The sequence below is a fragment of the Pseudomonas sp. Irchel 3H7 genome, from assembly GCF_900187605.1.
Taxonomy (GTDB): domain Bacteria; phylum Pseudomonadota; class Gammaproteobacteria; order Pseudomonadales; family Pseudomonadaceae; genus Aquipseudomonas.
On the sequence record NZ_FYEA01000004.1, the window covers coordinates 370593 to 390712 of the forward strand.

General features: G+C 59.6%; 20 protein-coding genes. 9 read left to right on the forward strand and 11 right to left on the reverse strand.

The window, feature by feature from the left end:
- The first annotated feature begins 4 nt into the window (after positions 1-4).
- The 8 genes from lptC to CKW38_RS10245 all read left to right on the forward strand — a co-directional run bounded on the left by lptC (position 5) and on the right by CKW38_RS10245 (position 5525).
- Positions 5-577, forward strand: coding sequence for an LPS export ABC transporter periplasmic protein LptC (gene lptC / locus CKW38_RS10210; protein WP_007912413.1), 573 nt, complete (start codon positions 5-7; stop codon positions 575-577).
- Entirely contained in the window at positions 564-1109 is a 546-nt protein-coding gene (gene lptA, locus CKW38_RS10215; protein WP_007912414.1) for a lipopolysaccharide transport periplasmic protein LptA, read from the forward strand. Before lptC ends, lptA begins: the two co-directional genes overlap by 14 nt.
- Positions 1109-1834, forward strand: coding sequence for an LPS export ABC transporter ATP-binding protein (gene lptB, locus CKW38_RS10220; RefSeq protein WP_007912415.1), 726 nt, complete (start codon positions 1109-1111; stop codon positions 1832-1834). Before lptA ends, lptB begins: the two co-directional genes overlap by 1 nt.
- 187 nt (positions 1835-2021) lie before the next feature.
- Positions 2022-3515, forward strand: coding sequence for an RNA polymerase factor sigma-54 (locus tag CKW38_RS10225; RefSeq protein ID WP_042704934.1), 1494 nt, complete (start codon positions 2022-2024; stop codon positions 3513-3515).
- Positions 3516-3588: 73 nt separating this feature from the next.
- On the forward strand, positions 3589-3897 hold the full coding sequence (gene hpf / locus CKW38_RS10230; protein ID WP_007912419.1) for a ribosome hibernation-promoting factor, HPF/YfiA family: 309 nt from the start codon (positions 3589-3591) through the stop codon (positions 3895-3897).
- Positions 3898-3909: 12 nt separating this feature from the next.
- Entirely contained in the window at positions 3910-4374 is a 465-nt protein-coding gene (gene ptsN, locus CKW38_RS10235) for a PTS IIA-like nitrogen regulatory protein PtsN (RefSeq protein ID WP_007912426.1), read from the forward strand.
- A gap of 2 nt (positions 4375-4376) precedes the next feature.
- Positions 4377-5234, forward strand: a complete 858-nt coding sequence (rapZ, locus tag CKW38_RS10240; protein WP_007912427.1) for an RNase adapter RapZ — start codon at positions 4377-4379, stop codon at positions 5232-5234.
- 15 nt (positions 5235-5249) lie between these two features.
- The gene (locus tag CKW38_RS10245; RefSeq protein ID WP_007912428.1) at positions 5250-5525 is read left to right on the forward strand and encodes an HPr family phosphocarrier protein; all 276 of its coding nucleotides are present in this window, start codon (positions 5250-5252) and stop codon (positions 5523-5525) included.
- A 94-nt stretch (positions 5526-5619) separates the two neighbouring features.
- Here CKW38_RS10245 and CKW38_RS10250 read toward each other — a convergent pair whose 3' ends face one another.
- The 6 genes from CKW38_RS10250 to pmbA all read right to left on the reverse strand — a co-directional run bounded on the left by CKW38_RS10250 (position 5620) and on the right by pmbA (position 10989).
- Positions 5620-6513 carry a ZIP family metal transporter gene (locus tag CKW38_RS10250; RefSeq protein WP_007912429.1) on the reverse strand — a complete coding sequence of 298 codons (894 nt, stop codon included), beginning with the start codon at positions 6511-6513 and terminating at the stop codon, positions 5620-5622.
- A gap of 30 nt (positions 6514-6543) precedes the next feature.
- The gene (locus tag CKW38_RS10255) at positions 6544-7155 is read right to left on the reverse strand and encodes a superoxide dismutase (protein ID WP_042704935.1); all 612 of its coding nucleotides are present in this window, start codon (positions 7153-7155) and stop codon (positions 6544-6546) included.
- A gap of 1 nt (position 7156) precedes the next feature.
- The gene (locus tag CKW38_RS10260) at positions 7157-7597 is read right to left on the reverse strand and encodes a hypothetical protein (protein WP_007912432.1); all 441 of its coding nucleotides are present in this window, start codon (positions 7595-7597) and stop codon (positions 7157-7159) included.
- 30 nt (positions 7598-7627) lie between these two features.
- The gene (locus tag CKW38_RS10265) at positions 7628-9004 is read right to left on the reverse strand and encodes a lyase family protein (RefSeq protein ID WP_095112676.1); all 1377 of its coding nucleotides are present in this window, start codon (positions 9002-9004) and stop codon (positions 7628-7630) included.
- Positions 8985-9392, reverse strand: coding sequence for a hypothetical protein (locus CKW38_RS10270; RefSeq protein WP_007912436.1), 408 nt, complete (start codon positions 9390-9392; stop codon positions 8985-8987). Before CKW38_RS10270 ends, CKW38_RS10265 begins: the two co-directional genes overlap by 20 nt.
- Before the next feature lie 250 nt (positions 9393-9642).
- A complete protein-coding gene (pmbA, locus tag CKW38_RS10275; protein WP_095112677.1) occupies positions 9643-10989 on the reverse strand; it encodes a metalloprotease PmbA in 1347 nt (448 codons plus the stop codon).
- A 108-nt stretch (positions 10990-11097) separates the two neighbouring features.
- On the opposite strand from pmbA, the gene yjgA reads away from it, so the two are divergent.
- Positions 11098-11622: a ribosome biogenesis factor YjgA gene (gene yjgA / locus CKW38_RS10280; RefSeq protein WP_007915377.1), complete on the forward strand. Its 525-nt coding sequence runs from the start codon at positions 11098-11100 to the stop codon at positions 11620-11622.
- Between the two features lie 51 nt (positions 11623-11673).
- Here yjgA and tldD read toward each other — a convergent pair whose 3' ends face one another.
- From tldD to CKW38_RS10305, 5 genes are all read right to left on the reverse strand, one after another.
- Complete coding sequence (gene tldD / locus CKW38_RS10285) at positions 11674-13116, reverse strand: metalloprotease TldD (protein ID WP_007915374.1); 1443 nt, start codon at positions 13114-13116, stop codon at positions 11674-11676.
- Between the two features lie 4 nt (positions 13117-13120).
- Positions 13121-13981, reverse strand: a complete 861-nt coding sequence (locus CKW38_RS10290) for a carbon-nitrogen hydrolase family protein (RefSeq protein WP_095112678.1) — start codon at positions 13979-13981, stop codon at positions 13121-13123.
- A gap of 125 nt (positions 13982-14106) precedes the next feature.
- Positions 14107-17913 (reverse strand): YhdP family protein, encoded by a 3807-nt coding sequence (locus CKW38_RS10295; RefSeq protein ID WP_095112679.1) that lies wholly within the window; start codon positions 17911-17913, stop codon positions 14107-14109.
- A gap of 75 nt (positions 17914-17988) precedes the next feature.
- Positions 17989-19446, reverse strand: coding sequence for a ribonuclease G (rng, locus tag CKW38_RS10300; protein WP_007915369.1), 1458 nt, complete (start codon positions 19444-19446; stop codon positions 17989-17991).
- 58 nt (positions 19447-19504) lie between these two features.
- Positions 19505-20101: a nucleoside triphosphate pyrophosphatase gene (locus CKW38_RS10305; RefSeq protein ID WP_095112680.1), complete on the reverse strand. Its 597-nt coding sequence runs from the start codon at positions 20099-20101 to the stop codon at positions 19505-19507.
- Positions 20102-20120 lie beyond the last annotated feature (19 nt).

Here is a 20120-nt window from a genome sequence, read left to right on the forward strand (position 1 = left end):
AACCATGTTTAGCAAAAAATTTCGCAACTTCCTGCTGTTCGGCTGTATCGCGGCGATATTTGCCGCGGTGGGCTACTGGAACATCAGTCCGGAACGCTTCCTCGACAAGCCACCGGTGACGTCGGTCGAAACGCCTATCGACTGGTATGCAACCAACACGCACACCCTGCAATACCTGCCGGACGGCAAAGTGCAGTATGAAATGACCTCCGACAAGGCCGAGCACGTCAAGGCTACCGATGTCACCCTGGTCACAAAGCCGGACCTGAACATGTATCGCGGCACCGACTTCCCTTGGCACGTGACCAGCGAACGCGGCGAAGTGAACTCGGGCGGTACCGAAGTTGAACTGATCGATTCGGTACGCGTACAGCGCACCGATGAGAAAAAACGCGGCACTCTGATCACCAGCACCCGCATGACCGTGTTCCCGCAGCAAGAATATGCGCAGACCGAGCAACCCGTTAGAATCGAGGGTGCTGGCGGTGTATCGACTGGCGTCGGAATGAAAGCGTACCTGAAGGAAAGCAGGATACACCTGCAATCGAACGTAAGAGGACAGTATGAGGCTCGTTAAAACCCTCCCTATTTTGCTCAGTCTGGGCGCAGCACTGGGAAGCGTGAGCGCCTGGGCTCTGCCGAACGATCAGCAGCAACCTATCCGCATTCAGGCCGACGACGCCCAACTGGATGACAAGAACGGCATCGCCACCTACAAAGGTGATGTGATCATCACCCAAGGCTCGATGATCGTTAAAGGCAACACGGTGACCATCACCCGTACGCCGGCTGGCGATATCGATGTCGTGACGTCGGTGGGCAACCTCGCCTACTTCGAACAGTTGCAGACTCAAGGTGATGCCAAGCCTGTACAGGGCTGGGGCGTAACGATCCAGTACCACGCCGCGCAAAACCGCGTTGTACTGATCGACAAGGCCAAGGTTGTCGACAAGGACAACAACACGACGCAAGGCGAGAAAATCGTCTATGACACCGTGAAGAAACTGGCCAGCGCCGGTCGCGCTACCGGCAGCAAGGTCACCGAGGCGCGTCCGCGCATCGACATGGTGATCCAGCCGAAGAAGAAAACCGACGAGAAAACCCAGTAATGGCAACTCTGAAAGCTCAGCACCTGGCCAAGGCCTATAAAAGCCGCCAGGTCGTGCGTGATGTCAGCCTGTCGATCGACAGCGGCCAGATCGTCGGCCTGCTCGGCCCGAACGGCGCCGGCAAGACGACCTGCTTCTACATGATCGTCGGCCTGGTACAGGCCGATCAGGGTCGCGTGCTGATCGATGATCTGGACGTCAGCCACCAGCCGATGCACGGTCGTGCCAAGGCCGGTATCGGCTATCTGCCGCAAGAAGCGTCGATCTTCCGCAAACTGTCGGTGGCCGACAACATCATGGCCATCCTCGAGACCCGCCAGGAGCTCGACAAGGCCGGCCGTCGCAAAGAGCTGGAAAACCTGCTGCAGGAATTCCACATCAGTCACATCCGCGACAACCTCGGCATGAGCCTGTCCGGTGGTGAACGCCGCCGTGTGGAAATCGCTCGCGCGCTGGCAACGGCACCGAAATTCATCCTGCTCGACGAACCGTTCGCCGGTGTCGACCCGATTTCGGTCGGCGACATCAAGCAGATCATCCACCACCTCAAGGCCAAGGGCATTGGTGTACTGATCACCGACCACAACGTCCGTGAGACGCTGGACATCTGCGAAACCGCTTACATCGTCAACGACGGTCAGTTGATTGCCGAGGGCGATGCAGAAACCATCCTGGCCAACGATCTGGTCAAGGAAGTGTATCTGGGCCACGAGTTCCGCCTGTAAGCGCAACAGTGCCCGGTGCGCCGCCCGGGCGCTGTATCGATTCAAGCAGGATTTAATACGCTTTAATTGTTACAGCGCTCTAGGCAAACACTTCAGTTTCAGGCATATAATTTGCTTAAGTTTGGCGCTTCGGCGCCCTGTAGTGGATGGCGCATAGCGCCGGCGAATAAGGTGTTAAGCCCCTGCCATGAAACCATCGCTAGTCTTGAGAATGGGCCAGCAGCTGACGATGACACCGCAGCTGCAACAGGCCATCCGTCTGCTCCAATTGTCGACCCTGGATCTGCAACAGGAAATCCAGGAGGCTCTGGAATCCAATCCGATGCTCGAACGCCAGGAAGAAGGCGACGACTTCGACAATTCCGACCCCATGGCCGACAACGCCGAACAGAAGCCCGCCACCGAAATCCAGGAACCGTCCTATCAGGAAACTGCCCCGACGGTGGACAACCTCGAGGAGGGCGAATGGAACGAGCGCATCCCCAACGAGCTTCCGGTCGACACCGCCTGGGAAGACGTCTACCAGACCAGTGCCAGCAGCCTGCCGAGCAGCGACGATGACGAGTGGGACTTCACCACACGCACCTCCGTCGGCGAGAGCCTGCAAAGCCATCTGCTGTGGCAACTGAACCTTGCACCGATGTCCGACACCGATCGCCTGATCGCCGTCACCCTGATCGATTGCATCAACAATCAGGGCTACCTGGATGAAACCCTCGAAGAGATCCTCGAGGCGTTCGATCCGGAACTGGACATCGAACTGGACGAAATCGAAGCCGTCCTGCACCGCATTCAACAATTTGAACCAGCCGGCATCGGCGCCCGCAACCTCGGCGAATGCCTGCTGCTGCAATTGCGCCAGCTGCCAGCCAAGACGCCTTGGCTGGCTGAAGCCAAGCGTCTGGTCAGCGATTACATCGACCTGCTCGGCGGCCGCGACTACAGCCAGTTGATGCGTCGCATGAAGCTCAAGGAAGACGAACTGCGTCAGGTCATCGAACTGGTGCAGAGCCTGAATCCGCGCCCAGGCTCGCAAATCGAGTCGACTGAAGCCGAATATGTTGTCCCTGACGTTATCGTGCGCAAGGACAACGAGCGCTGGCTGGTCGAGCTCAATCAGGAGTCGGTGCCACGCCTGCGCGTCAATGCCCAGTACGCCGGTTTCGTGCGTCGCGCCGACACCAGCGCCGACAACACCTTCATGCGCAATCAGTTGCAGGAAGCCCGCTGGTTCATCAAGAGCCTGCAGAGCCGCAACGAAACCCTGATGAAAGTTGCCACCCAGATCGTCGAGCATCAGCGCGGTTTTCTGGAGTACGGCGACGAAGCCATGAAGCCGCTGGTCCTGCATGACATCGCCGAAGCGGTCGGCATGCACGAATCAACGATTTCACGGGTGACCACACAGAAATTCATGCATACCCCGCGCGGTATTTATGAGTTGAAATACTTTTTCTCCAGCCACGTCAGCACCTCCGAAGGCGGCGAATGCTCGTCCACAGCGATCCGCGCGATCATCAAAAAACTGGTTGCAGCGGAAAATCAGAAAAAGCCGTTGAGTGACAGCAAGATCGCTGGTTTACTGGAGGCACAAGGCATTCAGGTGGCTCGCCGCACCGTCGCCAAGTACCGCGAATCCCTCGGGATCGCGCCTTCGAGCGAACGCAAGCGGTTGATGTAAGCCACGTTACAGCGTTCCAGTGGCAGGCTTTTCGGCCTGCCGCTTTATGCACTGGCAACGAAGGAGAAGCTGTATGCAAGTCAACATCAGTGGACACCAACTGGAAGTGACCCAACCTCTGCGTTCCTACATCGAGGAAAAACTCCAACGACTGGAGCGACATTTCGACAAGATCACCAACGTGCAAGTCACGATGTGCGTCGAAAAGCTGAAGCAGAAAATTGAAGCCACCTTGCATATACCCGGCAGCGAAGTGGTCGCTAACGCAGAAGATACTGATATGTATGCTGCGATCGACTCACTGACCGACAAGCTGGATCGCCAACTCAAAAAGCATAAGGAAAAGACCCAGAGCCTCCTTCAGGGCGCTACCGGTCGTTAACATCCCTAATCCATGATCCGACTTGAAACCATCCTGACCCCCGGCCGTTCCCTCGTGAACGTGCCGGGCGGCAGTAAAAAGAAAGCCCTCGAACAAATTGCCAACCTGATCGCCCGCGAAGTGCCGGATCTGGAGATGCAAGATGTCTTCGAGGCGTTGATTGCCCGTGAAAAACTCGGCTCCACCGGTTTTGGTAACGGCATCGCCATTCCTCACTGCCGTCTCAAGGGTTGCCAGTCGCCTATCAGCGCCTTGATGCACCTTGATACGCCAATCGATTTCGACGCCATTGATGGCGCTCCGGTTGACCTGCTGTTCGTACTGCTGGTCCCGGAAGCCGCCACCGATGCGCACCTGGAGTTGCTGCGTCAGATCGCCAGCATGCTCGACCGCAAGGACGTGCGCGATAAACTGCGCAGCGCCGCGAGCAACGAAGCCTTGTATCAGGTTGTCCTGGACGAGCAGAACGGGCATTAATCATGCGCTTGATCATCGTCAGCGGCCGTTCCGGCTCGGGTAAAAGTACGGCTCTGGATGTCCTTGAGGACAACGGCTATTACTGCATCGACAACCTTCCTGCAGGCTTGCTGCCGGAACTGGCCGAACGCGCGCTGATTCACACTGAGCTGGCGCAACCGCTGGTGGCCGTGTCCATCGATGCGCGCAACCTGCCGAGCCACCTGACGCGCTTTCCGGAGCTGCTTGAAGATGTCCGGGGAAAGCACATCCAGTGCGACGTTCTGTATCTGGACGCCGACGAAGAAACCCTGCTCAAGCGTTTCTCCGAGACTCGCCGTCGCCATCCACTGAGCAACGCCAACCGCTCGCTGGCCGAGGCGATCCAGGATGAAACCGCCCTGCTCGGCCCGATTGCCGACCTCGCGGACCTGAAGATCAACACCACCAATCTGAACCTGTATCAGCTGCGCGACAGCATCAAGCTGCGCCTGCTGAACCAGCCGGAGCCGGGGACCGCATTTCTGGTCGAGTCCTTCGGCTTCAAGCGCGGCATGCCGGTCGACGCGGATCTGGTATTCGATGTGCGCTGCCTGCCCAATCCGTACTGGAAGCCGGAACTGCGCGCGCAATCAGGTCTCGATGCGCCGGTGGCTGAGTACCTTGCGGCGCAGCCAGAGGTCGAAGAAATGTTCCAGGACATTTTCACTTACCTGCACAAGTGGCTGCCGCGCTTCGCTGCGAGCAACCGCGCCTACGTCACCATTGCCATTGGCTGCACCGGCGGGCATCACCGCTCCGTCTACCTGACCGAACGCCTGGGTCAGGCCCTGCAGAAAACCCTGAAGAACGTCCAGGTTCGCCACCGCGACCTCACTTAAAGGATTCACACCGCGATGCCTGCTCTGGAAATCGAAATCATCAACAAGCTGGGCCTGCATGCCCGCGCATCGGCCAAGTTTGTTGGAGTGGCCGGGCAGTATCCGGATTGCACGATCAGAGTGGGTCGTACACCAGAGACCACGATTGATGGCAAAAGCATCATGGCGATGATGATGCTGGCGGCTGGCAAGGGCACCAAAATCTATCTGAGTACTGAAGGGCATCAGGAACAGGAAGCCCTGGATGCGCTGGTGGCGTTGATCAACAACTACTTCGACGAAGGCGGCTGACAGCCAAAGTCAAAAGATCGCAGCCTGCGGCAGCTCCTACACTGGAATGCGTTCCCTGCAGGAACTGCCGCAGGCTGCGATCTTTCGTTCTGCTTCAACCCAAAGCCGTATCCATCACCATCATCAGACAAAACCCGATCAGCAAACCAAGACTGGCCAGCTTGTCATGACCATTGCGTCGCGACTCGGGAATCACTTCGTGGGTCACTACCAGCAACATCGCCCCTGCCGCGAGCGCCAGACCTAACGGCAACAACACCTGCGCCAGACTGACCAGCCAGGCACACAACAGTGCAAACACCGGTTCAACCAGACCAGACGCCGCGCCGATCAGGAACGCCTTGATCCGCGACATCCCCGCCCCGGCCAGCACCAAGGCAATCACCAGACCTTCCGGTACATCCTGCAAAGCGATGCCCATGGCCAGACTGTCCGCATCCGGCATGCCGCCGCCGGCGGAAACGCCGACGGCCATACCTTCCGGGATGTTATGGGCAATGATGGCGAACACGAACAGCCAGATACGCGGCGCAATTACCGGATGCTCAGGTGTGCCGACCAACATTTCCGGCGAAGCTCCGGATAACTGACGATCAACCAAATACAGACCGAATGCACCGAGCATGATGCCGAAGCAAATCAGGCCGCTGGATGACCAAGGTGTCAGACCCAGATTTTCGGCGGCGGCAATGCCCGGCACGATCAGCGAAAACGCCGTCGCCGCCAGCATCACCCCCGCGCCAAACCCCAGCAAGGTGTCACTGAGTGCCTGCGGCATGCGCCGAATCACCAGCACCGGAACAGCGCCAAGCGCCGTGCCGAGGGCGCAGATCGCGCCGCCCTGAAGCGCCCGTGACAGTCTCGGTTCCAGATTCAGCCATTCCAGTCCGTGGGCAACCAGCAAGGTCATGCCCGCCAACAGCAATAGCGAGCCCACTGCGTAGCGAAACATACGCCCACTTCCGATCGCCAGTGTTTCAGTGCCCATAGTCAGCCTTGGATTGTTTTTATAAAAGACTTAAACCAGTGCGGCGTGATAGCGCGCAGCAACTTCAGGCCAATTGATCACGTTGTAGAACGCGCTGATGTATTCCGGACGACGGTTCTGATAACGCAGGTAATAGGCGTGCTCCCACACGTCGAGACCGAGAATCGGTGTGTTGCCGTTCATCAGCGGACTGTCCTGATTGCCGCTGCTCTCCACGATCAGCTTTTTCTCGGGCGTCACACTGAGCCAGGCCCAGCCGCTGCCGAATCGGGTCAGTGCGGCTTTGGTGAAGGCTTCCTTGAAGCTGTCGAGACCACCCAGTTGCTCATCAATCGCCTTGGCCAGCGCGCCATCCGGTTTACCGCCGCCGCTCGGCACCATCACTTCCCAGAACAGCGAGTGGTTGGCGTGACCGCCGCCCTGATTGATCACGGCCGCACGGAGTTTTTCCGGCAGATCCTTAACGCTGGCGACCAGTTTTTCTACCGGCCACTCCGCATATTCAGTGCCTTCTACGGCGGCGTTGAGGTTGTTGATGTAGGTCTGGTGATGCTTGGTGTAGTGAATCTCCATGGTCTGCGCATCGATATGCGGTTCGAGGGCGTCGTAGGCGTAAGGCAAGGCAGGCAAGGTAAAAGCCATTTCAATGGACTCCATGGTGATGTGGGACAGGCGCGCGGCGCGCATTGCCGGTATCCGGGTGCAGCAGGCGCTGGGTGCGCGGGTATTCGCCGTGTTCACTGATGAAATTCAGCAGCTCGACGTAGGTCTTGCTGCTCTGGCGCAGCGCCGCTTCACGTAATGCAAGGCGCTGACGTTCGTCCTGCATGGTCTGCAACAGCCGTTGGTGGATGGCGCAGAGGTATTCGGCACTCTCCTCCGGCTGGTTCAGGCGCAAGTGCAGATCCGCCAGGTTGTGATGGGAGATGACGCAGGCCGCCACCGCTTCGTCGGCATCGGCCCAGCGTTCGAACAACACTTGCGCCAGGGCCAGGGCTTGCAGATAAGCCTCACGGGCGTCGATCAATTCGCCCAGCATGAAGCAGCGATTGGCCCGTTCGATCGTGCGTTTCCAGTGCTCCATGGTGAGCCTCCTCCAAAGCGGTTGCAGGGTTTACACGCCGCCGGCGGTGAGTTTCTCGGGGTTGAGCAACTCTTCCAGTTGGCTGCGCGACAGGTCGGTGTGTTCCAGTGCGACGTCGATCACCGCGCGGCCTTCCTTGTAGGCCTGCTTGGCGATCTCGGCGGCTTTCTGGTAACCGATAATCGGGTTGAGCGCGGTGACCAGAATCGGGTTGCGTGATAGCGCCTCTTTCAGGCGCGACTCGTTGACCTTGAAGCTGGCGATGGCCTTGTCGCCGAGCAGACGGCTGGAGTTGGCCAGCAGTTCGATGCTGCTCAACAGGTTTTGCGCGATGATCGGCAGCATCACGTTGAGTTCGAAATTGCCCGACTGGCCGGCGACAGTGATCACCGAATCGTTACCGATGACTTGCGCGGCGACCATGGCGGTGGCTTCCGGGATCACCGGATTGACCTTGCCCGGCATGATCGACGAGCCCGGTTGCAGGGCTTCCAGTTCGATTTCGCCGAGGCCGGCGAGCGGGCCGGAATTCATCCAGCGCAGGTCGTTGGCGATTTTCATCAACGACACAGCGGTGGCTTTTAGCTGACCGGAGACGGCGACGGCGGTGTCCTGCGAGCCAATCAGCGCGAACAGATCCTTGCCCGGGGTGAATTGCACGTCGGTCAGTTGGCTGAGCTGACGACTGAAACGCGCGGCGAATTCAGGATGTGCGTTGATCCCGGTGCCGACCGCCGTGCCACCCTGCGCCAGGGATTGCAGGCTTGGCAGCAAATCCTGCAGGTGAGCGATGTTGGCTTTGATTTGCTGCGCCCAGCCGTTGAGCACCTGGCTCATGCGCACCGGCATGGCGTCCATCAAATGCGTGCGGCCGGTTTTGACGTGATGATGCACTTGCCCGGCCTTGCGCTCGATCACTTGCACTAGGTGCAGCAGCGCCGGCAGCAATTGTTCGTGCAGGGCCAGCGCGGCGCTGACGTGGATGGTGGTCGGGATGATGTCGTTGCTGCTCTGGCCGCAGTTGACGTGATCATTGGCATTCACCGGCTCATCGAGCAGGCGACTGGCGAGAGTGGCAATCACTTCATTGGCGTTCATGTTGGAACTGGTGCCGGAACCGGTCTGGAAGATATCCACCGGGAAATGCTGCATGAAATCGCCTTCGAGCAAGCCTTGCGCGGCGTCGCTGATGGCTTTGCCCTGCGCGGCTGTGATCTGGTTGAGTTCAACGTTGGCGCGCGCGGCGGCGGCTTTGGCGAGGATCAGTGCGCGAATGAATTGCGTCGGCATCGGTTTGCCGCTGATCGGGAAGTTATCCACTGCGCGCTGGGTTTGCGCACCGTAGAGAGCGTCCACCGGCACCTGCAGTTCGCCCATGCTGTCGCGCTCAATACGTGTCTTGGTCATCTGAAAATCCTTGCACCAGTTCAATAAGAGGAATCGAGGGAAGCAGTTCGCAAGTGGCGAGCTGCCAGGTATAGCGTTGCCAACGTTTGAGCCGGCATTTGCACAGGGACAGGCGTTCCATTTCACGCAATGGGCGCCAGGCTTGATCGAGACAGAGGCTACGCCAGTGCCACGGCAAGGCGATGTCGGTGGCCGTGTCGAGCAGAAGGCGGAAGGAGGTTTCAGCGATGGTCCAGGGAGAAGTGGCCGTACAACAGGCCAGATACCGGCCTTCGGCCAAGTAATGTTCGATCACGCGCGGCTCGTCAGGATCCATCGCGCAACGGATCTGGCGACTCATCCAGCGCCAACTTTCGAGATACGGCTGCTCGTGCAAGGCAGAACTCATGATCCGGGCTCATCCGATAATGAGATTTATTATTAGATGATAATGAGAACCAAAACAAGAGCTCCGATTTACGCAGAGTTTATTGTGGGAGCGAGCCTGCTCGCGAAGGCGTCCTGTTGGTCACCGCTGCGGTCGGCTGTTAAATCGCTTTCGCGAGCAGGCTCGCTCCCACAGGGTTTTGTGTGGAGACAATAAAAAAGGCGCGCCACCCGATGGGGTGGCGCGCCTTTTTAGTTCTGACGAATGGGGTTTAGCTGCCCGCCACCGTCATCCGCTCGATCAACACAGAGCCGGTGCGGATGTTGCTACGCAGTTCCAGGTCATTACCCACCGCAACGATCTGCTTGAACATGTCGCGCATGTTGCCGGCGATCGTCACTTCCTGCACGGCGAACTGGATTTCGCCGTTCTCGACCCAGAAGCCTGCCGCCCCGCGCGAATAGTCGCCGGTGACCATGTTCAGGCCATGGCCCATCAATTCAGTAACCAACAAGCCACGCCCCATACGCTTCAGCAGCGCCGCCTGGTCTTCATCACCATGGGTAACGAACAGGTTATGCACCCCACCAGCGTTCGCCGTGCTTGGCATGCCGAGTTTGCGCCCGGAGTACGTGCCGAGGATGTACGACACCAACTCGCCCTTTTCGACGAACGGTTTGGCATACGTCGCCAGACCATCACCGTCGTACGAAGCACTGCCCATTGCGCGCATCAGGTGCGGACGCTCATCAATGGTCAGCCATTCCGGGAACAACTTCTGCCCCAGGGTGCCTTCAAGGAACGACGACTTGCGATACAGACTGCCGCCCGACACCGCCGAGAGGAAACTGCCGAACAAACCGCCCGCCAGCTCTGCGGAAAACAGCACCGGCACCTCGCACGTCGGTACCGGGCGCGCGCCCAAGCGGCTCGCCGCCCGTTGCGCGGCACGCTGGCCGATGCTCACCGGATCGGCCAGAAGACTGCCCTGACGGTTCACGTCGTACCAGTAATCACGCTGCATCTGGCCGTCGGCCTCAGCGATCATCACGCAGCTCAGGCTGTGTCGGGTCGACGCATAACCGCCGATAAAGCCGTGGCTGTTGCCGTAAACGCGGCAGCCCTGATGGGTGCTCAGGGTAGTGCCGTCTGCGTTCTTGATCCGCGCATCGGCGTCGAAGGCCGCTGCTTCACAGAGCAGGGCCTTCTCGATGGCCTGCTCCGGAGTGATGTCCCATTCGTGGAACAAATCGAAATCGTGCTGCTCCTTGGCCATCAACGCCGCATCGGCGAGACCCGAGGCTTCGTCTTCGGAGGTGTGTTTGGCGATGGCCAGTGCCGCTGCGACGGTCTCGCGAATCGCATCCGGGCCGGTTGCCGAGGTGCTGGCCGAGCCTTTGCGCTGGCCCACGTACAGCGTGATGCCAAAGCCCTGATCGCGGTTGAATTCAACGGTTTCGACTTCGCGCTGGCGCACCGACGTCGACAGGCCCTGCTCCAGCGACACCGCTACTTCACAGGCGCTGGCGCCCTGACGCTTGGCTTCGGCGATGATCTGCTCGACCTGTTCCTGCAGTGCCGGCAATGCCTGCGGGCCGACGCTTTCAACTGCACTCATGCTCATCTCCACTCAAATTCTGCTTTCGGCTGGGGTCATCGAGCGACCGGGCCGGACAAGCGGCCCCCGACTGGTTATCATGGCGGCGTTTCTTTGCGGACTGCCACCATGGTTGATTCTTACGACGACTCCCTCGATACGGGAGAAAAAAGCAAATCTCAGGTCAAACGCGAGCTGCATGCTCTGGTTGACCTCGGCGAGCGCCTGACAACACTCAAGCCAGACTTGATCGCAAAACTGCCGCTGACCGACGCTATGCGCCGGGCTCTGGCCGATGCGCCCAAGCACACCGCGAACATCGCGCGTAAACGGCACTTGCAGTTCATCGGCAAACTGATGCGCGATCAGGACACTGACGCGATTCTGACCTTGCTCGATCAACTCGATGCCTCGACTCGTCAGTACAACGAGCGTTTCCATAACCTGGAACGCTGGCGTGATCGCCTGATTGCAGGCGACGATGCCGTGCTGGAGAAATTCGTCGTCGAGTACCCGGACGCCGATCGCCAGCAACTGCGTTCCCTGATCCGTCAGGCTCAGCATGAGGTTGCGCAAAACAAACCTCCTGCTTCCAGCCGCAAGATCTTCAAGTACATCCGTGAGCTGGACGAGACTCAACGCGGCCTGCGTTGATATTCGCCACCGGGTGGCCGCCCTGCGCGCCACCCGAAGCTCCACCTCTTCTTATGCGCCCGTGCCACCCACGGTGATCGCATCGATTTTCAGCGTCGGCTGACCCACACCTACCGGCACCGATTGCCCATCCTTGCCGCACGTGCCCACACCGCTGTCCAGCGCCAGATCGTTACCGACCATCGACACCCGGCTCATCGCCTCGGGGCCGTTGCCGATCAACGTCGCGCCTTTGACTGGCGCGGTGATCTTGCCGTCTTCGATCAGGTACGCCTCGCTGGTGGAGAACACGAACTTGCCGCTGGTGATGTCGACCTGACCACCGCCAAGGTTGGCGCAGTAGATGCCCTTCTTCACAGAGGCGATGATTTCTGCCGGATCGCTTTCGCCGCCGAGCATGTACGTGTTGGTCATGCGCGGCATCGGCAGATGCGCATAGGACTCCCGACGACCGTTACCGGTGCGAGCAACGCCCATCAAGCGCGCATTGAGTTTGTCCTGCATGTAGCCTTTCAGTACGCCATTTTCGATCAGCGTGGTGCACTCGGTCGGCGTGCCTTCGTCGTCGACGCTCAGCGAACCGCGACGGCCGCTCAAGGTGCCGTCATCGACGATGGTGCAAAGCTTCGAGGCAACCATTTCACCCATGCGACCGCTGTACGCCGAGCTGCCCTTGCGGTTGAAGTCACCCTCCAGACCGTGGCCGACCGCTTCGTGCAGCAGCACGCCAGACCAGCCCGAACCCAACACAACCGGCAACGTACCGGCCGGCGCCGGAATCGCTTCCAGATTTACCAGCGCCTGGCGCAGCGCTTCACGGGCATAGCCCATGGCGCGGTCTTCGGCGAGGAAATAACGATAGTCGGTACGCCCGCCGCCGCCATGCCCGCCGCGCTCGCGACGACCATTCTGCTCAACGATGACGCTGACGTTGAAACGCACCAGTGGCCGCACATCCGCCGCCAGGCCGCCGTCGGTGGATGCCACCAGAATGCGTTCCCAGACACCGGCCATGCTGACGCTGACTTGCTGGATACGCGGGTCGAGGGCACGGGTAGCCACATCGATGCGCTTGAGCAGCTCGACTTTCTCGGCACGAGTCAGCACTTCCAACGGGTTATCCGGCGCGTATAACTGTGCGACATCCTGCGTGGTGAACGCCTGCACCGTGCCGTTCTGCCCGGCCCGGGAGATCGAACGCGCGGCACGGGCCGCTGCGCCGAGCGCTTCGAGGGTGATCGCGTTGCTGTAGGCAAAACCGGTTTTCTCACCGGACTGCGCACGCACGCCCACACCCTGGTCCAGGTTGAAGCTGCCTTCCTTGACGATGCCGTCTTCCAGCGCCCACGACTCGGAGATCTGGCCCTGGAAATACAGGTCGGCCGCATCGATACCAGGACCGGCCAGATCACCGAGCACGCCTTGCAGGCTCTCGATCGTCACGCCACCGGGCGCCAACAGGTGATCACTGACTGAGGACAACAACTCGCTCATAGGTTTACGCCTTAAATTCGTGTTCTGAAGCAGGCCGCTGTGCGCCCTGCGAGAAAAACCGCCGATGGCTCACCACCGGCATTCGCGCCCTGATGGACGCTTGTTCAATACTGTCGCGTTCGGCCAACAACACCGCTTCGCCTTGATCCTGACTCGCCAGCACGCGCCCCCACGGATCGATAATCGCCGCATGACCGAAGGTTTCTCGCGGTCCTGGATGGCTCCCGCCCTGCGCTGCGGCCAGCACATAACACTGGGTCTCGATGGCCCGGGCGCGAATCAGCACATCCCAATGCGCTGCTCCGGTTACCGCAGTAAAGGCCGACGGTGCGGTAATCAACTCGGCACCGGCGGCGCGCAACTCGCTGTAAAGCTCGGGAAAGCGCAAGTCGTAACACACGGTCAGACCAAGTCGGCCTACCGGCGTGTCGGCAACCACCACGCCACTGCCATAAGCATAGTCATCGGATTCGCGGTAACGGCCGCGATTGTCCGCCACATCGACGTCGAACAGATGCAACTTGTCATAGCGTGCAACGATTTCACCCTGATCATCGACCAGCAGCGAGCAGGCATTGGACTTGGCCGTCGGTTGATCCACCGGCGGCAACGGCAAGGTGCCGGCCACTATCCATAACTTGAGGTCGCGGGCGGTCTGTTTCAACCATGGCAGGATCGGTCCTTCGCCCAATGCTTCGGCGCGGCCGATGTCAGCGATGTCGCGACGGCCCATGGCGGCGAAGTTTTCCGGCAGCACCGCCAGCTTCGCGCCGCCAGCAGCAGCCTGTTCGAGCAGGCGTCGGGCCTGAGCCAGATTGGCCAGCACGTCGCTTTGGCTGACCATTTGAATTACCGCTAAAGACATGGCCGCTCCTCGGAATCTGCACATAAATCTGTAGGAGCTGCCGCAGGCTGCGATCTTTTGATCTGACTCTTAAAACAAAAGATCGCAGCCTTCGGCAGCTCCTACCAAGGCGTAGTGTCTGCTAGTTAAAAAGGCTTGTCGAAGGTGATTTTCGGCTCTTTCCAAGGGCCCTTGACGGTGTACTTCACACTGGCGAAGCGCGCCACGCGGTCACCGATCAACTTGTCGATAAGGAACAACGCACCGCCAACCGCTGGTGCGCCAACGATCAGCGCAGCAATCGGCAGGTTGTTGGTCACCGGCAACGTTACCAGCAACTTGGCATCGACCTTGTCGCCGACCAGATCCAGCGTACCGTCCAGCTCAAGGTTGCTGGAAGGACCGGTCAGGCGAATCGGCTCGCGGGTGACATACACACCGTTGTTTGCCACCAGCAAACCTTTGACCCGGTCGTAGCTCAAGCCTTTGCCGAACAGATCAGAGAAGTCCAGACGCAAACGCCGGCCGATAGAGTTGAAGTTGAGCAGGCCGAACACCCGCAACGCCTGCGCGCCGCCCTCCACTTCAACGAACTGGCCTTTGTTCAGCGACGCATCAAGCGTGCCGGAGAAACGCTTGGTCGCCAGCCACGCCGGCGAGCCCGGCCAACGGCCATCGACGTCCATGTGGAATTCTTCGCTGGTTACGCTCGGGGCAAAACCCCAGCCCTTGAGGACGTCGGCGAGGTTCTTGCCACCAATGCGACCTTTGAACCAACTGTTGGTCGCACCCGGCGCACCTTCCCAGCCACCATTGCCCTGCAACAGGATGCCTTTTAGACCCATGTCGAGGTTGTTCAGGGCGATGCCTTTGGCGGTCGGACGCACCTTGAGCGACCAGCCGCCGACCAGATCCGGGCCGAGGAACAGTTGATTGATGGTGATATCCAGTGCCGGAATCTTCGTCGGATCGACAGAGACCAAAGGGTCCGGCGAATTCTCGTCAGCCTGCACCGTCGGGTCCGGCGCCGGCAGTTTCACGTATTGCAGATTGACCGCGATCGGCACGCCCTTGGCGTCCGGCAGACTGGCCGAGCCTTTCGCCTGCTGGCTGTCGAGCGCCAGATTCCACGCGCCCGGCTTGCGGTTGAGCTGTACCGACGCCTGATCCAGCGTGGTCCCGAATGCGGTGAGCTTGCCGACCTTGAAATCAGCACTGTTGAGTAATTGCTTGGCGCTGCCGCCCGGATCCTGCCCGGCATATTTGTTGACCAGGTCCTGCCACGGTGCGACGTCCAGTTCCGAGAGCACACCGCGAATCCGCAAACCCTTGGCGCCCGGCAGCACTGCTTCGCCCGCTCCGAGGAACAGCTCGCCACGGCCCTCGGCGAAATTGGTCGGCGGTGCCGCAAAGGTGAAGTTGGCCAATTGGTCGTAATTGACCCAATAACGCCGTTCCTGCCCCTGCAATGTCATGCGGAACACGGTATCGCGCCCGACATCCGCCGTCATGCCGAACGGTGCCGGCAGATCCACGGCAACGCCTTTGAGATTGGAGCTGACCATCAACTGACTGTCGGCGCCATCCAGATTCAACTGCAGTTGATACGGAATCACCCCCGACACTGGCAATGGCTGCGTGACACCCAACCAGTCGGTGAGTTTCTTCACTTCGACCTGCCCGGATGCCGCCACCCGAGTCTTGAGCTTGCCGGGACTGCCATCGGCGAAGATCTGCGCAGTCACCGGTTTGTCGAATGCGCGCGCGGCGATGTTCTGCCCGCTCAGCCCTTTGGCGCTGTCAAAGCGGAAATCGCCCTTGAGCTGAGTCAGCTCCAGCTTCGGCTCAGCCAGCTTCAGGCGCCCGTTGGCGGTTTTGAAGTCGACGAGGATTTTCGGCTGGTCGCCACCCTTGTCCAGCGGGATATCGAGCTTGAGCTTGCCTTGCAGATCCCCGGCCCCTTCCCAACCGGCAAAGGTTTCACCTGTGCCGATCGGTGCGTCCTGAAGAATTTTCAGTCCATCACCGAGGCCGCCGGCAAAGCCGCCATCGAGATACATGTGCGTGTGTTGTCCAGCCGGCACATGCGGGATATTGACGAACACATCGCTGACCTGAGTGTCGAGCAACTGCCCCTTGTCAGCCCAGATCCGCACGCCACTGTCTTCGATGAACACGTCACCACTGACCTTGCTCACGTGCGGCCAGCCCGGCTGGAAGGCCAGTTCAGCGTCATGCACTTTGAAGAACAGACTGATGCTGCGGTCGGCCTCACCGGCATTCTTGCTCAGCGAGCCCTGATACTGGAAGAAACCCTGGTCGACTGCACCTTTGAGGATTGCTGTACGCAGCCACTCGTCGAGCGCCGGGCTCAAGACTTCGGGCAGGTATTTGGCCGTGTAGCGACCATCGCCCTCGACCAGACCGACCCGCAGGTCCATGTAGTCTTCCTGGCTATGGTCGAAATGCAGGCGAATCAGGAAGTCGCCGGCAATCTTGCCCTCTTCGCCGAGCACCTTCAGGTACGGAGCGATCAGGGTGAAACCGTCTTTATCGAGTTTCCAGGTCAGACGGGCGTTGGCCTGAAGGTACTGCCATGGCTTGGAGAAAATCGGGTCGAGGTGCAGGACAAAATCCTTGCTGTCCATGCGCAGTTCGCCACCGTCGAGGTTGCCGCTGAGGCTGCCGCTGACGTTTCGTGCTGCCGGAGCGCCGTGATAGGCGTCGAAACCGACGTTATCCAGGTTGGTGGCGAAACTGAATTTGTTGCCGTCGGTAGCGTTGGGGCGAAAATCCAGCAACACATTGCGCAGACCACCGGTGACTTTCAAATGATCAACGGCCGTGGCGAAACCTTGTGGTAACGGCCCCAACGCATTCAGCAGTGGCGTGATCGGGGTCAGATCGAGACGATCCGCCTGCAAGTGCCAGAGCTCGTCCACCTTGTCGGTCGCGCGCGTCTGCTTGAGCTGTACATGCGACTCCCAACGTTTTTCAGCGAAATTCATCGCCAGCGAATCGAGGGTGAGAGTCGCGCCCTCGGCACTGTTCTCGTAGTAGGCATTCAGCGCCAGATTATTGATCTGGATCGGCTTGCGATCGGCATAGGCGCCGGTCAGTTGCGGCGCGTTCAAACGGAGCGCTGCACTTTGCAGCGTGCCCTTGGCCCAATTGACCCAGAGCTCACCGCCGGCCTTGATCTCGGAAAAATTCCATTGTTGGGTCAGACGCTCCGGCAGCCACTTCGACCAATCGCTCTGCGGCAGGCTGGCGTAACCCTCCACCACACTGTCCTGCCATTGATCAGGACGAATTCGCGTGCGCAGGCTCAGCGCAACGGGCTGGCCGTCCGGCAGGGTCAGACGGGCATCGAGTCGCTGGCGGCTGGCGCCGGTTTTCAGATTGAGGCCGACATAGGTGAGCGTCAGCGGCGCGTGATCCAGCGGCTGCAAGGTCACCTGACTGTCGAGCACCGACAGTTGTTGAATCATCTGCGAGCGATTGAACAACTGCTGCGGATCGAGCGGCTGATCGTTCTGCACCGGCAAGCCTTCCAGTGCCCAACTGCCGTCTTCGGCCTCTTTCAGGCTGATCTTCAGACCATTGAGTTCCAGGTGGGCAATGCGCACCTCGCGAGCCAACAGACTGGCCCACAAATCCGGTACTACCCGCACGTGATCAAGACGCAATGCATTGGTACCGGCCCCGACCATCACGTCATGAGCCAGCAGGATCGGCGCAAAACCGCTCCAGTTCCCTTCCAGTTCACCAATCTGCAACGGCATGCCAAGGGCGGCGCTGGCCTTGTCCTCGATGTCGGCGCGATATTCGGCCACCAGCGGGGTCAGCTCACGGCCAAGACTGACGTACAACGCCATCAACACCAGAACCAACGCGCACAGGCCCAGCCCCCAGCGGGTGAGTGCGGCCAGAATGCGTGTCAGACGCTCCATGTCAGATGGCTCCCATGGCAAAAATACTGCGAAAAGCTGAGGCCAGCCGCGGTGGAATAAACGTGACGCAGGGGATCAGAGCAACACCACGTCATATTGTTCCTGGGAATACATGGTTTCCACCTGGAAGCGAATGGTGCGCCCGATAAACCCTTCAAGTTCAGCGACGTTACCGGATTCTTCGTCAAGCAGGCGATCGACCACTTTCTGGTTCGCCAGCACCCGATAACCCTCGGCCTGATAGGCCCGCGCTTCACGGAGGATCTCGCGGAAAATCTCGTAACAGATGGTTTCCGCGGTTTTCAGTTTGCCGCGCCCCTGACAACTGCTGCACGGCTCGCATAGCACTTGCTCGAGACTTTCGCGGGTGCGCTTGCGGGTCATCTGCACCAGACCCAACTCGGTGATGCCGATGATGTTGGTCTTGGCGTGGTCACGCTCCAGCTGTTTTTCCAAAGTGCGCAGCACCTGGCGCTGGTGTTCTTCATCTTCCATGTCGATGAAGTCAATGATGATGATCCCGCCCAGATTGCGCAGGCGCATTTGCCGGGCAATGGCGGTGGCCGCTTCGAGATTGGTCTTGAAGATGGTTTCTTCGAGGTTGCGATGACCGACGAAAGCGCCAGTGTTTACATCGATGGTGGTCATGGCTTCTGCCGGATCCACCACCAGATAGCCGCCGGATTTCAGCGGCACCTTGCGTTCGAGGGCTTTCTGGATTTCGTCTTCGACGCCGTACAGGTCGAAAATCGGCCGTTCACCCGGGTAATGTTCCAGACGATCGGCGATTTCCGGCATCAATTCGGCAACGAACTGCGTGGTTTTCTGGAACGTTTCCCGGGAATCGATGCGAATCTTCTCGATTTTCGGGTTGACCAGATCACGCAGGGTACGCAACGCCAGACCGAGGTCTTCGTAAATTACGCTCGGTGCGGCGATGGTTTTGATCTGCTCGTTGATCTGATCCCACAGGCGACGCAGATATCGGATGTCCATGAGTATTTCGTCGGCGCCAGCACCTTCTGCGGCGGTGCGCAGAATGAAACCGCCCGCCTCTTTGATGCCTTCTTTGGCCACGCAATCGCTGACCACCTGTTTGAGGCGCTCACGCTCGGCTTCGTCTTCGATTTTCAGGGAAATGCCGACGTGGGCAGTACGCGGCATGTACACCAGATAGCGCGACGGGATCGACAGTTGTGTGGTCAAGCGCGCGCCTTTGGAGCCAATTGGGTCCTTGGTGACCTGCACCACAAGACTTTGGCCCTCGTGCACCAGCGCGCTGATGCTTTCCACCGCAGGGCCTTCGCGCAGGGAGATTTCGGCAGCGTGAATGAACGCCGCGCGATCCAGACCGATGTCGACGAATGCGGCCTGCATGCCCGGCAATACCCGAACAATCTTGCCTTTATAGATGTTGCCGACGATCCCGCGTTTTTGCGTGCGCTCAACGTGGACTTCTTGCAGCACACCGTTTTCGACCACCGCCACGCGCGATTCCATCGGCGTGATGTTGATCAGAATCTCTTCACTCATGGCAGGATCTCGTTCAGGCATGTTCACGATAATGGCCGCATCTGGATTCGTACGACGCTCATTGCGCGTTCAGGTTTTGCCAACAGGGTATGCCGAAATGGCCTAACAGTTCTGCGGTTTCGCAAACAGGCAACCCGACCACAGCCGAGTAACTGCCATTGAGGCCGGCGACAAACACCGCGCCGAGCCCCTGAATGCCATAACCGCCGGCCTTGTCCCGTGGCTCGCCACTGGCCCAATAGGCGGCGGCTTCTTCACTGCTGATCGGGCGAAACCGCACCAGACTGCGCACCACCCGCGACTCGCAGCGCTCGTCTTCGAGCACAGCGATGGCGGTCAGCACTTCATGCTCCTTGCCGGACAACATCATCAGCATGGCGCATGCGTCGGCTTCGTCCACCGGTTTGCCAAGAATTTTGCCGTCCAGTACCACGGCGGTGTCGGCACCCAGCACGCAGAATGGCTGAGCAGACACGACGCTACGGCGCCCGGCCTCGGCCTTGCCGCGCGCCAAGCGCTCGACATAGGCCGACGGCGATTCTTCGGGTAATGGGGTTTCGTCGATATCCGCACTGATGGCGGAAAACGGAACGCCGATCTGCGTGAGCAATTCACGGCGACGCGGCGATCCGGAGGCGAGGTAAAGCGGCTTCATCAAAACATCTCCCTGTTCA

Coding starts and splice junctions, on each gene's coding strand:
- rapZ (WP_007912427.1), top strand. CDS start 4,377: ATGCGCTTGATCATCGTCAGCGGCCGTTCCGGCTCGGGTAAAAGTACG.
- CKW38_RS10245 (WP_007912428.1), top strand. CDS start 5,250: ATGCCTGCTCTGGAAATCGAAATCATCAACAAGCTGGGCCTGCATGCC.
- ptsN (WP_007912426.1), top strand. CDS start 3,910: ATGATCCGACTTGAAACCATCCTGACCCCCGGCCGTTCCCTCGTGAAC.
- CKW38_RS10270 (WP_007912436.1), bottom strand. CDS start 9,392: ATGAGTTCTGCCTTGCACGAGCAGCCGTATCTCGAAAGTTGGCGCTGG.
- tldD (WP_007915374.1), bottom strand. CDS start 13,116: ATGAGCGAGTTGTTGTCCTCAGTCAGTGATCACCTGTTGGCGCCCGGT.
- CKW38_RS10305 (WP_095112680.1), bottom strand. CDS start 20,101: ATGAAGCCGCTTTACCTCGCCTCCGGATCGCCGCGTCGCCGTGAATTG.
- CKW38_RS10260 (WP_007912432.1), bottom strand. CDS start 7,597: ATGGAGCACTGGAAACGCACGATCGAACGGGCCAATCGCTGCTTCATG.
- hpf (WP_007912419.1), top strand. CDS start 3,589: ATGCAAGTCAACATCAGTGGACACCAACTGGAAGTGACCCAACCTCTG.
- pmbA (WP_095112677.1), bottom strand. CDS start 10,989: ATGAGTGCAGTTGAAAGCGTCGGCCCGCAGGCATTGCCGGCACTGCAG.
- CKW38_RS10225 (WP_042704934.1), top strand. CDS start 2,022: ATGAAACCATCGCTAGTCTTGAGAATGGGCCAGCAGCTGACGATGACA.
- CKW38_RS10250 (WP_007912429.1), bottom strand. CDS start 6,513: ATGGGCACTGAAACACTGGCGATCGGAAGTGGGCGTATGTTTCGCTAC.
- CKW38_RS10295 (WP_095112679.1), bottom strand. CDS start 17,913: ATGGAGCGTCTGACACGCATTCTGGCCGCACTCACCCGCTGGGGGCTG.
- rng (WP_007915369.1), bottom strand. CDS start 19,446: ATGAGTGAAGAGATTCTGATCAACATCACGCCGATGGAATCGCGCGTG.
- CKW38_RS10265 (WP_095112676.1), bottom strand. CDS start 9,004: ATGACCAAGACACGTATTGAGCGCGACAGCATGGGCGAACTGCAGGTG.
- CKW38_RS10290 (WP_095112678.1), bottom strand. CDS start 13,981: ATGTCTTTAGCGGTAATTCAAATGGTCAGCCAAAGCGACGTGCTGGCC.
- lptA (WP_007912414.1), top strand. CDS start 564: ATGAGGCTCGTTAAAACCCTCCCTATTTTGCTCAGTCTGGGCGCAGCA.
- lptC (WP_007912413.1), top strand. CDS start 5: ATGTTTAGCAAAAAATTTCGCAACTTCCTGCTGTTCGGCTGTATCGCG.
- lptB (WP_007912415.1), top strand. CDS start 1,109: ATGGCAACTCTGAAAGCTCAGCACCTGGCCAAGGCCTATAAAAGCCGC.
- CKW38_RS10255 (WP_042704935.1), bottom strand. CDS start 7,155: ATGGCTTTTACCTTGCCTGCCTTGCCTTACGCCTACGACGCCCTCGAA.
- yjgA (WP_007915377.1), top strand. CDS start 11,098: ATGGTTGATTCTTACGACGACTCCCTCGATACGGGAGAAAAAAGCAAA.